10 protein-coding genes are annotated in these 13,766 nt (G+C 39.7%); 8 read left to right on the plus strand and 2 right to left on the minus strand.

The window, feature by feature from the left end; all coding sequences use genetic code 11:
• Positions 1 to 89 precede the first annotated feature (89 nt).
• The 8 genes from R2S10_RS10075 (at position 90) to R2S10_RS10110 (ending at position 11,387) form a co-directional block, all read left to right on the plus strand.
• On the plus strand, positions 90 to 2,495 hold the full coding sequence (locus R2S10_RS10075; protein ID WP_316840318.1) for a TonB-dependent receptor: 2,406 nt from the start codon (positions 90 to 92) through the stop codon (positions 2,493 to 2,495).
• A 609-nt stretch (positions 2,496 to 3,104) separates the two neighbouring features.
• Positions 3,105 to 3,797 carry a CAP domain-containing protein gene (locus R2S10_RS10080; RefSeq protein WP_316840319.1) on the plus strand — a complete coding sequence of 231 codons (693 nt, stop codon included), beginning with the start codon at positions 3,105 to 3,107 and terminating at the stop codon, positions 3,795 to 3,797.
• A gap of 325 nt (positions 3,798 to 4,122) precedes the next feature.
• Positions 4,123 to 5,646, plus strand: coding sequence for an FMN-binding glutamate synthase family protein (locus tag R2S10_RS10085; RefSeq protein WP_316840320.1), 1,524 nt, complete (start codon positions 4,123 to 4,125; stop codon positions 5,644 to 5,646).
• Between the two features lie 131 nt (positions 5,647 to 5,777).
• On the plus strand, positions 5,778 to 7,706 hold the full coding sequence (locus R2S10_RS10090) for an LTA synthase family protein (protein ID WP_316840321.1): 1,929 nt from the start codon (positions 5,778 to 5,780) through the stop codon (positions 7,704 to 7,706).
• A gap of 2 nt (positions 7,707 to 7,708) precedes the next feature.
• Complete coding sequence (locus R2S10_RS10095) at positions 7,709 to 8,194, plus strand: GtrA family protein (protein WP_316840322.1); 486 nt, start codon at positions 7,709 to 7,711, stop codon at positions 8,192 to 8,194.
• Positions 8,195 to 8,310: 116 nt separating this feature from the next.
• Positions 8,311 to 10,089: an aromatic amino acid hydroxylase gene (locus R2S10_RS10100; protein ID WP_316840323.1), complete on the plus strand. Its 1,779-nt coding sequence runs from the start codon at positions 8,311 to 8,313 to the stop codon at positions 10,087 to 10,089.
• The gene (locus R2S10_RS10105; protein WP_316840324.1) at positions 10,090 to 10,791 is read left to right on the plus strand and encodes an SDR family oxidoreductase; all 702 of its coding nucleotides are present in this window, start codon (positions 10,090 to 10,092) and stop codon (positions 10,789 to 10,791) included.
• A gap of 62 nt (positions 10,792 to 10,853) precedes the next feature.
• Positions 10,854 to 11,387: a C40 family peptidase gene (locus R2S10_RS10110; RefSeq protein ID WP_316840325.1), complete on the plus strand. Its 534-nt coding sequence runs from the start codon at positions 10,854 to 10,856 to the stop codon at positions 11,385 to 11,387.
• An 8-nt stretch (positions 11,388 to 11,395) separates the two neighbouring features.
• Here the strand turns inward: R2S10_RS10110 and R2S10_RS10115 are convergent, their stop codons facing one another.
• Both R2S10_RS10115 and R2S10_RS10120 read right to left on the minus strand, forming a co-directional pair.
• Positions 11,396 to 12,283, minus strand: a complete 888-nt coding sequence (locus R2S10_RS10115; RefSeq protein ID WP_316840326.1) for a flavin reductase family protein — start codon at positions 12,281 to 12,283, stop codon at positions 11,396 to 11,398.
• Between the two features lie 178 nt (positions 12,284 to 12,461).
• Positions 12,462 to 13,460, minus strand: a complete 999-nt coding sequence (locus tag R2S10_RS10120) for a fumarylacetoacetate hydrolase family protein (protein ID WP_316840327.1) — start codon at positions 13,458 to 13,460, stop codon at positions 12,462 to 12,464.
• Between the last annotated feature and the right edge of the window lie 306 nt (positions 13,461 to 13,766).

Consider the following 13,766-nt stretch of genomic DNA (forward strand, 5'->3'; position numbering starts at 1 on the left):
TCTATTTACAATTAATCTAAATAATTCTTGTACTTGTCAGGATCAGCGCTTACATTTGCGCCTTTATAGAATTAATCTAAATAAAGAATATGAATAGACTTTACATATTATTAAATTTTGTACTGCTAATACTACTAACCAATAACACTTTCGCCCAACTGGCATCTGCACCTCTAAGGGGAACGATCAGCGGAACGGTACATACCATAGATGGCAAACCTGCTTCTTTTGTAAACTTACAATTGGTAGAAAATGGTAAAAAATCAATCACAAATGAAGACGGTACTTTCATTTTTAACAACCTAAAAGCTGGAACATTTACCATAAAATGTTCTTATGTAGGCTTAAAAGTACAGACTAAAAAAGTTACAGTTATTGAAGGACAAACGGTGACCATAGATTTTGTACTTCCAGAAAGTGCTGCTGATTTGGAAGAGGTGGTGATTACTTCTTATAAATCTCAGAACCTTAAACCGATAAGTACAGGTAAAATCGCAATCAAACCGATGGATCTTCCTCAAAGTGTTACCGTTATTGGTAAAGAGGTCATCAGAGATCAACAAGCGAACCGTTTAAGCGACGTATTGAAAAACGTAAACGGTATTGCATTGGGTTCTACCAGAGGAACTACCGGAGATAATTTCTTTGCCCGTGGATATAGTCTTGGTGCAAACAATTACTTTAAAAATGGTGCTAGATCAAATTCAGGAGCTTTACCTGAAGCCAGCACTTTAGAAAGTGTAGAAGTATTGAAAGGTAGTGCCGCATTGCTTTACGGAAATGTAAGCAGTGGTGCAATCGTCAATATGATCACCAAAAAACCAAAATTTGAATATGGTGGAGAAGTATCTCTTCGAGCAGGTAGCTATGACTTATACAAGCCAACAGCCGACATCTACGGCCCGATTACCAAAGACCTTGCCTTTCGTGTAATTGGTACTTATGAGAATGCGAGAAGTTTTAGAAATTCGGTAAAATCTGACCGCGTTTATGTAAATCCATCTTTACTATATAACATCAGCAAAAAAACAAGCCTTTTAGTACAGGGTGATTATTTAGATTATGACCTTACTCCTGATTTTGGAATTGGATCTGTAGATGGAAAAATCCCTACTTCTATTCCGCGCTCTGCATTTTTCAATACTGCCTGGGCTTACAATAAAGGAAAACAAGGAACAGCTTCTGCGGAGTTAAACCACCAGTTCAATGACAACTGGAAGTTGAATGCAGTAGGTTCATTCCAGTCATTCAACAGAGATTATTTTGCTTCGGAAAGAATCCAGGCGAAAGAAAACGGAGATTTAGACCGTTTGTTAAATCGTTTGAAAACTTCCGAAGATTATTATACCGGACAAGTAAACTTAAACGGATTTTTCAACACGGGTAAGATCAAACATACTTTATTAGTTGGTATTGATGGCGACAGGTATATGAACTTAACGAATCAATTTGATTTAAACACCAAAACTGTTTACGACAAAATCAACACCCTTGATCCGAACAAATTTGTACCACGTACAGATATGCCAGTCACCAATATTACAGGAAATACTAAAACGCCAACTGATCGCGTAGGTGTTTATTTCCAGGATTTAATTGCGGTATCTGAAAAAGTAAAAATACTTGCTGGTTTACGTTATTCTTATCAGGCCGTAGGTGTTCCAGAGGTGTATACCGTAGCAACAGGTGAAACCGTTAAGTCTACAACAACTAAAGCGAGATACGACCAGGCTTTCTCTCCTAGAGTTGGACTTGTTTACCAACCTTTCAAAACGACGTCATTGTTTGCGAGTTACTCTAATAACTTTGCACCAAACAGTGGTTTTGACATTAACAATGATAACCTTAAAGCCTCTATCATTGATCAATATGAGATTGGGGTAAAAAATGATTTGTTCAATGGAAAAATGACGGCAAACGTGTCATTATACAGAATTATTAACCATGATTTTGTTCAAAACGTAGTGCTTCCTGGGAATGAACCAACAGCAGCAAAAGAATTTGCCGGACAAACAACAAGTGATGGTTTGGAAATTGATTTATCTGGAACGATTGTTTCAGGATTGAATTTCCTTGCTGGTTATAGCTATAACTTTATGCGCTATACCAAAACTTCAGTAGAAGATAATGGCAATGTAGTTGGAGAGCGTATAGTTGGTAATACTGCACATACCGCTAATGGAACGTTGTTTTACACCTTCAGTGAAGGTCCGGTAAAAGGGCTAAAATTAGGTGCTTCTGCATTTTACACGGGTAAACGTTATGCTGGATGGAACAATACAAAATTGGATTTGGACAAAGGTATATCACGCCTGATCCCGGTTAAAGGTTTCACTACATTTGATTTCTCTGCTGGTTATAACTTCAAGAAGTTCTCCATCTTAGGAAAAGTTTCAAATATTGGAAACACTTTGAATTACTATGTTCATGAGAACTATAGTATCAACCCAATTCCACCAAGACAATTTATGACTACCTTAAGCTACAGATTCTAAGGATGCTGTTTTACGGATATTGGCTAAAAAGCTAAACCATATTTAAAAAGAGTTGTCTTTGCGGACAACTCTTTTTTTGTTTTCAGGATCATTTCTTTTCATTCGCATTTAAGATCCAATCTTTTTTATCTGAAACCAGGTTTGCTTTATTTTTTATAAAAGAAACAAATCAACACATATATGAAATTATTATTTCTCCTTAAATCCCTCAAAAAACAAGAAGAAATTCTGCTTAAATTTTAAAAAAGCAGGAGATTAAACAAAAATCAAGAGCAATTTCCTCCTACATTTAGCCGTCATTTCTACTACTTTTTGACGCTACTTGTTTTGCTCTTGTTTTGCTTTTCTTTTGCTTTTGTTTTGCTCTACTTTTGCCTGAGCAAGACAAAAGCAAAACCATAACAAAATCAGATCAGTAGAATTTTTGGCGTACATACGGCAAGCATTAGAATTAACCTATAATTAAACTCAGCTCAGGATTATTTAGAATGGAACCTATAGGGATCGCAAAAAAATTAGCGCCTATATATGATATGGCCTGTGTTTTGCGTTAAAGCAACAACAAAGATCAGCGAAAACATAACAGATCCTTGCAAAAAGAAAGATAAGATGAAGATAATTGCCCTTGCGCTCTTGCTAACCCTCCCGTTTACCTCCGCTATTACTCCATTAAATGCACAATCACCAGATGACAACTGGAGCAGGGAAGAACTAAAAATGGCCAATACTGCGGGTAATGCCAACTACCTAACCGCTGAGGAGAAAGATATGGTGATTTACATGAACCTGGCGAGAATGGATGGTGCCAGATTTTTTGACACCTATTTCCAGGACTTTGTTGATGCCTATAATATTAGAATGAAACAGTACGGAAATTACGAAGAGCTGAAAGTGAGTAGAAATGACAGTTATTACCGCTCATTGAGAAGAGATCTTCAACAAATAAAGGATTTTCCGGTATTCTGGCCCGACCAGGCACTCACTAGCATCGCTAAAGCCCATGCAAAAGACTTGAACAGAAACAATTATGCAGGGCATACTTCGAAAGATGGAAGGAGCTTAAATCAGCGGATTAGTACCGTATATCCAAGGAAATCCAATGGAGAATGCATTGCTTTCGGCTTCAACTCCGGCTTAGAAAACGTATGTATGTTACTGTTGGACAAGGGTGTTCCAAACCTCGGTCACCGGAAACTGATCTTAAATAAATCCTCTGAACTGAATACCGTTGGCCTGAGCATTCAACCGCATCCGAGATACCGTTATTGTGCCGTGATCGACTTTGTCTCCCTTCCAGATTAATATTTACAATTAAATAACGTCGAAATCCTTTGAATTGAGGAAAAAGGTGCCGAGCTTTGCGCCAATGAAAACGACTGAGGATAAGTACAACACCGCATATAGGCGCTTCGCGCGATATGAGCGGGAGAACTACGCTTTCGGCTTCGCTTTCCAGAGTACCTGTAGAGATTTTATTCTCTTAGCCCCGAGTCCTTCACCTTAAGATTCTCGATTCAGGGGCCTATTCTATTCGAAAAATCATTATTTAAATTCATTTTGAAGGTTTATGATTCAAAAGTCATTTCCTTTTCAAGATGTTCATTCTACTTTTATTTATCAGCACCTTATGAAACAAAAAGGATTTCGTTCCATACTTGGAACAGTATTTCTTTGGATCGCCTTATTAGGCATTATCGCTTTAATCGTGAATGCGTTTTATCAAAAATCCGCCTTCCACCTGTTGATTGCATTACCCGTTATCCTGATCACCGCATTGGCTTACGACCGCTTTCAATCCAAACATGCGGTTCTCCGCAATTATCCTGTAATTGGCCGTTTACGTTATTTCTTCGAATCGATCAGACCTGAGATGCGTCAGTATTTCTTCGAATCGGAATTGGATGGTAAGCCATTTAACCGTCGCCAGCGTTCTATCGTTTACCAAAGAGCAAAAAATGAAAGAGAAACTGTAGCCTTCGGGATGCAGGTAGACCCATATCAGGAAGGCTACGAGTGGGTATCCCACAGTATTTATCCTAAAAAGATTGCCAATATGGATTTAAGGGTAAAAGTTGGTGGTATTGGTTGTTTACAGCCATACGACCTAAGTATCCTGAATATTGGTGCCATGAGTTTTGGTGCATTGAGTAAAACAGCGATCCAATCGTTGAGCAACGGTGCCAACCTGAATAAATTCGCACACAATACTGGCGAAGGTGGAATCAGCCCTTACCACGTTAAAGGTGGTGGTGATTTGATCTGGCAGGTAGGTACAGGTTATTTTGGCTGTAGAGATGCAGAAGGTAAATTTGATGGTGCCTTGTTCCAAAAGAACTCAAAAAGAGAGTATGTGAAAATGATTGAGCTTAAATTATCTCAAGGTGCGAAACCTGGTCACGGTGGTATTTTACCAGCAGCCAAAAATACACCCGAGATTGCGGAAATTAGAAATGTAGTTGCAGGAACTACAATTCTTTCTCCTCCAGCACACAGTACCTTCTCAGATGCAACGGGCTTAATGCATTTTATCAAGCAATTACGTGAACTTTCTGGTGGTAAACCAATTGGTTTCAAACTATGTATCGGTAGTAAAGAAGAGTTTATTGACATCTGTGAGGCGATGATAGCTACTAAAATCTCTCCGGATTTCATCACCATTGATGGTGCAGAAGGTGGAACCGGTGCGGCTCCTCTGGAATATACAGATTACGTAGGGATGCCATTATTGGATGCCCTAGCTTTTGTAAACATCACCTTGAAAAAATACGGACTAAGAAATGACATTAAGATCCTGGCTTCAGGAAAGATCATCACCGGATTTGACATTATGCGCGTAGTTGCACTTGGTGCAGATGCCTGCTATAGTGCCAGAGGAATGATGATGGCGTTAGGTTGTATCCAGGCATTAAAATGCGACAGTGGTAAATGCCCTGTAGGTATCGCTACACAAGATAAGAGCTTGTTTAAAGGAATTGACGTGACCGATAAAAAACATCGTGTGGCCAACTTCCATAAAAACACCGTTCACGCTACGATTGAACTGATGGAAGCTTGTGGTTTTGACACCTTAAATGAGATCAAACCAGAACGTTTTAACAGAAGAATCGATACCACCAAATCGTTGAACTTTAAAGACATCTATTTCTCCTAGAGCATGATATTATAGAGAAATAGCTAACAATGATCATAAAGGGCTGTCTTCCATAAGGAGATGGCCCTTTTGATGAATTTAACATTAATAAATCATTATCAATACTTAGCTTTGGAGCAAATATTCGAAAATTGAAAATAAAAGACACTACAGGCCTGAATCTTTATCTGGTATTGGCCTATCGATTTCTAATCTTACTATTACTATATACCTTGTGTAGAATCGGATTCTACCTCTTCAATCAGGACCTCTTCCAAAATATCACGCTTCCCAAATACCTGTACATCCTTTGGGGTGGACTGAAATTTGATGTTTCTGCCTTAATCTATATCAACTCGATTTATATCCTTGCCCATTTGATCCCCTTTCCTTTCCGCTATAATGAAGGTTATCAAAAGTTTTTCAAATGGTGGTTTATTGTGACCAACAGCTTAGGTATAATTGCCAATCTAATGGATTTTGCGTATTATAAATTCACGCTTAAAAGAACCACAGCAACGATTTTTAACCAGTTTAGCAATGAGCAAAACAAGTTAAAACTCTTTGGCGATTTCCTAAAAGACTATTGGTACCTGCTGATTTTACTGGCGGTATTGATTTGGCTATTCATCAAACTATACCAACTGGTTCAGGTTAAAAAAACCGTTACTTTTACCTGGACAACTTATCTATTACATACTGCATTGATGGGTCTGATGGCTGTAGGCTGTATCACGGGTGTCCGCGGGGGCTGGGGAGCGCAAACCAGACCAATTACCTTGAGTAATGCGGGAGATTATGTAGACACACCAGATCAGATGAGTCTGGTATTAAACACTCCTTTTTCCATCATCAGAACCTTAAAAGCTTCGAAGTTAAAGCCGCTGAACTATTTTGATGAACAGACTTTAAATTCACTATACAACCCGATTCACCTGCCAAAAGATACCGCTAGCTTTAATAAGTTAAACGTAATGGTGATCATAGTGGAAAGCCTTGGGAAAGAACATATAGGAAGCCTGAACAAAGACCTTGATGGTGGTAAATACAAAGGCTACACTCCTTTCCTGGATTCTTTAGTGGCCGAGAGCTATACCTTTAAACGAAGTTTCGCAAATGGCAGAAAGTCTATTGACGCCTTGCCTTCTGTGATCACCGGCATCCCTTCTATCAACGAACCTTTTGTATTGTCGATTTATTCGAGCAACAAGACCACCAGTATCGCTAAGATTCTGGGTGATGAAGGTTATGAAACTGCCTTTTTCCATGGCGCAGCCAATGGCTCTATGGGCTTCTCTTCTTATACCAACCTTGCCGGAATAAAAAAATACTTCGGACAAAATGAGTATGGAAAAACCGGAGATACTGATGGTACCTGGGGCATTTGGGACGATCCTTTTTTACAGTTCACAGCAAAAACATTGAATACGCTTAAACAGCCTTTCTTTGCCAGTGTGTTCACCTTATCTTCTCACCATCCTTTCCGTGTTCCGGATGAGTATGCAGGCAAATTTCCAAAAGGACCACTACCCGTACAGGAGCCTCTGGGTTATACGGACATGGCTTTACGTAATTTCTTCAAAACTGCATCCAGTATGCCCTGGTACAAAAACACGCTATTTGTACTCTGTGCCGACCATGCTACAGTTTCTTACCACCCGGAATACCAGAATACCCCAGGTTATTTCTCTATTCCTATTATTTTCTATCGCCCGGATGGCTCTCTTAAAGGAATGTCCGATAAGCTGATCCAACAAACAGACATCATGCCTACGGTACTGAACTACCTGCATTACAACAAGCCTTACTTCTCTATGGGCTTTGATGCCTTTGATGAAAAAACAGATAACTTTGTAGTGAACAATAACGATGGTTCCTTTAACTTTTATATGGGCGATTATTACCTGGTAAATGATGGTAAAGAGAACCTGGCTTTATACAACCTGAAAAAAGACCGCCTGAGTAAAAACAATATTTTAGCGCAGGAACCGGATGTTGCCGCAGCTATGGAAAAGAAGTTGAAAGCCTTCCGTCAACAATATAACAACAGAATGATCGCAAATCAGTTAACCTATAAATAAGTATGCGCAAAGCTTTGTTAAAGCTCATAGACTTTTTCTATCCCCCTTTTTCGAAATACATTTCCTTACATACTTTCAGGTATATCGCTTCCGGAGGTACTACCTTCGTGGCTGGTATTGTGATTTACTATATTGCCTACAACTGGATTTTACAGCAACAGGATGTTCATTTGGACTTTCCAATGTTGCCAAAGCTCATTACCGCTCCGGTAGCAGCACTTTGTATAGAATCTGTGATTACTTTTTTTATCGGCTTCACCTTAAATAAGTACCTGGTTTTTACGAAGTCGACCTTAAAAGGCAGGATTCAATTGTTTAGGTATGCCTCTGTAGTGGCCACAAATATCCTCATCAATTATGCCCTGCTAAAAGTGTTGGTAGAAGCCTTCGGTTTTTATCCTACGGTTTCAAAAATCATCATTTCCTTATTACTGGCTGTATTTAGTTATTTCTCACAAAAGCACTTTTCTTTCAAAGTGAAGAAATAAAGAAGCCTATCCCTATTTATGTCTAGTTTCCGTTATTTTTCATAAATCAAGGCAGGTTTTGTTTAGGAGAAGAAATAGATTTTCTTATATTGGCCTCCATATAAACCATATAGGTAATGAGTGATTTTAATGACTTTAACAATCCAAGAGTAGCTAAGCTTCCAAAGCATTTAAGGCAATTTATTGTAGAGCAGCATTATGAAAAATATACGCCAATTGATCAGGCTGTTTGGCGCTATGTAATGCGCCAGAACTATAGCTACCTGAAAGAAGTGGCCTATTATCCCTATATTAAAGGTTTGCAACGCGCAGGTTTAAGTATAGAACACATCCCGAATTTGCAAACCATGAACGACAACCTGGGCAAGATTGGCTGGGGTGCGGTAACTGTTGATGGATTTATTCCACCTGCAGCCTTCATGGAATATCAGGCTTACCAGGTATTGGTGATTGCAGCAGACATCCGTCAGATTAACCATATTGAATATACTCCTGCTCCGGATATCATCCATGAGTCGGCAGGGCATGCCCCGATTATCGCAGATATGGATTACAACAGTTACCTAAGCTATTTTGGTTCTATCGGTGCTAAAGCCATGTTCTCTTCGAAAGATTTTGAACTTTACGAAGCCATTCGAAACCTGAGCATTTTAAAAGAATCGGCGAATACCCCTGAGCAGGAAATTGCAAAGGCAGAAAAACATTTACAGACCGTAGCTGAAAATATGGGCGAGCCTTCTGAAATGGCCTTATTGGGTCGTTTACACTGGTGGACTGTAGAATACGGCTTGATCGGCACATTAGAAAATCCGAAAATATACGGTGCAGGTTTACTTTCCTCTATTGGCGAAAGTTCCAGCTGCATGAAAGAAGAAGTGAAAAAGTTGTGGTATAATATTGATACCATCAATTACTCTTATGACATCACGAAACCACAGCCACAGCTATTTGTAACGGAAAATTTCCAAAATCTGATCGACGTTTTAGAGCAGTTTGCGGATACCATGGCATTCAGACGTGGCGGTGCAGAAAGTATAGTCAAAGCAATTGAGTGTAAAAACCCGGCAACGGCAGTATACAGTTCTGGATTACAGGTAACCGGTATCTTTACAGATATGGGGCTGAATGCTGCTGATGAGCTTACTTTCCTAAAAACAACCGGACCTTCTGCATTAGCAGTAGATTCAAAGCAATTGGAAGGGCATGGTAAATTTTACCATAAGGACGGGTTCTCCTCTCCTGTTGGTAGATTAAATGGCTTGGTACTGGAAGAGTTAAGTTTATCTGAACTACAGGAGCAAGGAATTGCGACGGGTAGCAGGGCAGATTTAACTTTCGACAGTGGCATCCAACTTAATGGTTTAGTAAAAGAGATTCTGCAACATAGCGGTAAAACAATCCTGATTGTATTTGAAGATTGTACCGTAAAAGAAGGCAATGGTAATGTCCTGTTCCAACCGGAATGGGGTACTTATGACATGGCTGTTGGAGAGAAAATTGTTTCCGTATTTAATGGTGCCGCGGATAAAGATGCCTACGAAGAAATCACACATATCAGTGATAAACAGACGCATAAAGTGACCTACGATGAAAAAACGCAGAAACTTCATGCCATCTACAAAGAAATCCGTACGATCAGAGAAGAAAAGAGAAATTATGAACAGGTGATTGCACTATTTGAAGCCCTAAAAACAGAACACCGTTACGATTGGCTGGCTGCTTTAGAGATTCTGGAGATCCTTTACCATAAGAACCTTGATCCTGAGCTGGAGAAAGAAATACGTATTTATCTGGAGCTAAAAGCAGCAAATGAACCAGATCATTATAAATTAATTACCGATGGCTTACATGTGATTGAAAATCCGGTAACTCAATTGATTATAGAAGAAGATTAAATGAATATAGTTTTAACAGGTGCGAGTAGTGGGATTGGATTTGAAACTGCCTTAGAATTCGCACTCCATAAAGAGAATAAAATTGTATGTATTGCCCGTTCTGCGGACAAGCTGCGTAAACTGCTGGAAATTGCCAGGAGTATCAATCCGGATTGCGTGTTGCTTCCGGTTGAATTTGACATTGTAAATGATGATTATGCTGTATTACTTCCTTTTTTAAAGGAAAGACTAGGTACCATTGATATTTTAATCAATAATGCGGGTGCTTTGATCAACAAGCCTTTCCTGGAAACCAGCAAAGAGGATTTGTACCAGATGTTCGAAAGCAATGTATTGGGTCATTTTAATATGATTCAAAACCTTTTGCCATTAATGACGGCTGGTAGTCATATTGTAAATATTGGCAGTATGGGTGGTTTTCAGGGCAGCGTAAAGTTCCCTGGGCTTGCTGCTTACTCTTCGAGTAAATCTGCTTTACACACGCTTACAGAATGCCTGGCATTTGAATTGGCAGAGACTGGCATAAAGCTGAACTGTCTGGCTTTAGGTTCTGCACAAACAGAAATGTTAGAACAGGCTTTCCCAGGCTATCAATCGCCGGTAATGGCCTTCGAAATGGGGAAATATGTGGCCGACTTTGCGAAGACCGGTCATAAGTTTTTCAACGGAAAAGTGCTACCTGTAGCAGTAACCACCCCTTAATCAATTACTTATCAACATTATTTTTGGCTAAAGATAGTTTTACTATCTTTAGCCCGATCCCTATGAAGAAAAGCATCATCATTCTCCTGTTTCTATCCATGAGTACGTTTGCGGCAAAGTCGCAAGGATTGACACCTATCCCCTATCAGGATATGGTTTTCAAGCTGATGGAACACTTACCGGCAATTCCTGCCAGCAAATTTCAACCGAGCAATCTTTTATCTTTTGCAAAGTCTATGATTGGTACACGTTACCGTTATGCTTCCAGCAATCCTAAGATTGGTTTTGACTGCTCAGGATTTGTAAACTATGTGTTTAAGAATTTTGGGATCAATGCCCCTCGCTCCTCTAGAGATTTTGCCACTAAAGGCCAGGACAAGAAGCTTGCTGATGCGCAGGTTGGAGATGTGATCATCTTTACCGGCACCAACAGTCGCATTCGTCGTGTGGGTCATGTAGGTATTATTTCTGCAGTGAATGGTGATGAAATCAAGTTCATTCACTCTTCTTCAGGAAGTGCAAAAGGCGTAACCATCACCAGTTTAAATGATGGTTTCTACAAGAAGCGCTTTATGAAAGTGGTGAGCATTTTATAGCCCGCCTCTTAAAGCAATACTACTTTTAAAGCATTCAGTACATTTCCTTCTGTCAGGAATTGCTTCGCCAGTTCATGAAGTTCACGCTCACGGTTATTCGCATCACCAATCGTAGCGTCTAAAACTTCTTTCACCTGAGGATGTTGTTGCATTTCATCGATATCATCTGCGCTAGGCAGTTGTTCAATATTCCCCAACCTACCCAAGTCGTTCCCTGAAAGCACATAAGAGTTTCTTACGGCTTTAGGTAAAGCATCTACCCCAATACCCAGTGTAGTTAAGGGCTTAGCCACTTTAAACAAGCTTTCCGGAGTTACACGGCAATACCAATCGCCGCCTAAACGTGCTACAAGGTCTATCTTTTCCTGATCTATTTTGCCATCTGCATCCAGAATATCCTCATGAATGTGGATCAGCTTTACTTCTGCCATAATCAGGTTACCAGCACCGGGCTGATCTCCTAAATGAATCACTTCTTTAACTATACATTCCAACTGTACAGGTGCTTCGGCCACTCTTGGTGGCTTCACCAACTGGGAAGGCAACATGGTAAAACCAGCTTTTTCAAACTCATTAACGCCTTTCGAATATTCCGTACTGGCCAGGCTCATTTGCTGTACCATTGGATAGTTGACAATATTGATCACGCATTCTTTTACTTCCAGTACATTTTCCAGTGTATGCTTGGTACTACCATCCCTCACCCTTCTCGATGGAGAAAAGATGCACATCGGTGGATTAGTACTGAACATATTGAAAAAGCTAAAAGGGCTGAGGTTGATGTTTCCTTCCTGATCTATGGTACTTGCAAAACAAATGGGTCTGGGTGCAATGGCATATTGCAGGTAGTTTTGCAATTGAACAGCAGGAATTGTGGTTACATCGATCGTCAGCATATGGATTTGGGCTTGTTTAAGCTCAAAGTTACTGCCTAAATGTAGTTTAAAAAAGGGCTTACTGAATTTTAATCTCGAAGATTAATTTAGGGGAGCGGGCTAGGGAATGCCAGTTTATCGCCTTATAAAAATAAGATACTCCGGTAAACAGTTATTCTTGCTTACCGGAGATGATCTATTATTTCTTTTTCAAAGCAAGGATAGAGAAGTCTGTATCTACTTTTTTGATGACATTACTCAGGTGTCCAAGACCAGTGATCTCCATTTCGACCACATCTTCGTCCTGTAACCATTGTGGTTTAAAATCAGAGTCGTTCAACAATCCTGTTCCATTAAGCTCCAGGAAGCATCCTGTACCTACTGTACCAGAACCAATCACATCACCAGGTAAAATATCTACACCATAAGCACAACGCTCAATGATCTCCGCAAAAGTCCAGTCCATATCGGCCATATTTCCGGCAGATACCTGTACCCCATTCACTGTACAAGTCATTTCCAGGTTATAAGCTTTTCCGGTGTGACCAGGTTTAGCTTCGCAAAGGTATTCTTCCAGTTCATCAGGAGTAACCAACCATGGGCCGATTACGGTAGAGAAATCTTTTCCTTTTGCAGGCCCTAGATTTAACAGCATTTCTTCCATTTGCAGGGTTCTTGCGCTCATATCATTCATGATCATATAACCGGCAATATAGTTATCGGCTTCTGCGGCAGTAATGTTACGGCCTTTCGTACCGATTACAATCGCTACTTCCAATTCAAAATCCAGTTTCTGGAAATGATCCGGCATACATTCTATGTCGCCAGGACCTTGAATGGCATTGTGGTTGGTGAAGTAGAAAATTGGGTACTGATCAAACTCAGCGATCATGTCTACCTTACGATTTCTACGTGCCGCAGCTACATGCTGACGAAAAGCGTAGCCATCTCTACAAGATGTTGGGTGCGGTACTGGTGCCAATAATTCAAAGAAAGCTTCTTCTTTAGGTTCGATTTCGCCAGATTTAATCTGTGCATCAACCTTTTTAGCACGATCCATCAGATCGACCCCACCCTGTAGGAAAGCATACATTTCATCAGGCAACAGCTTGTCGCAAGAGTTCAGGTTATAAATATGTCCGTTTACAAAAACACCCAGGTGTTCTCTGTCTTCTGTTTTATAGGATACCAGCTTCATATGTGCAGTTTTTTATCAAGTTATTCAAAGCTATATAAAAATACAGCATCAGTGGTTAAATATATTTTATCTACATATAATCGGACTGATTGTTTGTTCTTTACTATAATTATTACTTAATTTAGCTCCGCAAACAAAATGATCTTACAACTCACATATCAAAATCAGGTGGCCAAACAAGCGTTGGCTGCATTCAGGTATGCGATGCTTTCCAAGATCATCTTTGCACAATACTCCATATAGCTTCCCGCTGCTTTTGAATAAAACGTTTTCCGCGTTTTACTGTTATTAATACATATATAATTC

Source organism: Pedobacter gandavensis (assembly GCF_032678745.1).
Lineage (GTDB): Bacteria > Bacteroidota > Bacteroidia > Sphingobacteriales > Sphingobacteriaceae > Pedobacter > Pedobacter gandavensis_C.

Coding starts and splice junctions, on each gene's coding strand:
- R2S10_RS10095 (WP_316840322.1), top strand. CDS start 7,709: ATGCGCAAAGCTTTGTTAAAGCTCATAGACTTTTTCTATCCCCCTTTT.
- R2S10_RS10120 (WP_316840327.1), bottom strand. CDS start 13,460: ATGAAGCTGGTATCCTATAAAACAGAAGACAGAGAACACCTGGGTGTT.
- R2S10_RS10115 (WP_316840326.1), bottom strand. CDS start 12,283: ATGCTGACGATCGATGTAACCACAATTCCTGCTGTTCAATTGCAAAAC.
- R2S10_RS10110 (WP_316840325.1), top strand. CDS start 10,854: ATGAAGAAAAGCATCATCATTCTCCTGTTTCTATCCATGAGTACGTTT.
- R2S10_RS10105 (WP_316840324.1), top strand. CDS start 10,090: ATGAATATAGTTTTAACAGGTGCGAGTAGTGGGATTGGATTTGAAACT.
- R2S10_RS10080 (WP_316840319.1), top strand. CDS start 3,105: ATGAAGATAATTGCCCTTGCGCTCTTGCTAACCCTCCCGTTTACCTCC.
- R2S10_RS10085 (WP_316840320.1), top strand. CDS start 4,123: ATGAAACAAAAAGGATTTCGTTCCATACTTGGAACAGTATTTCTTTGG.
- R2S10_RS10100 (WP_316840323.1), top strand. CDS start 8,311: ATGAGTGATTTTAATGACTTTAACAATCCAAGAGTAGCTAAGCTTCCA.
- R2S10_RS10075 (WP_316840318.1), top strand. CDS start 90: ATGAATAGACTTTACATATTATTAAATTTTGTACTGCTAATACTACTA.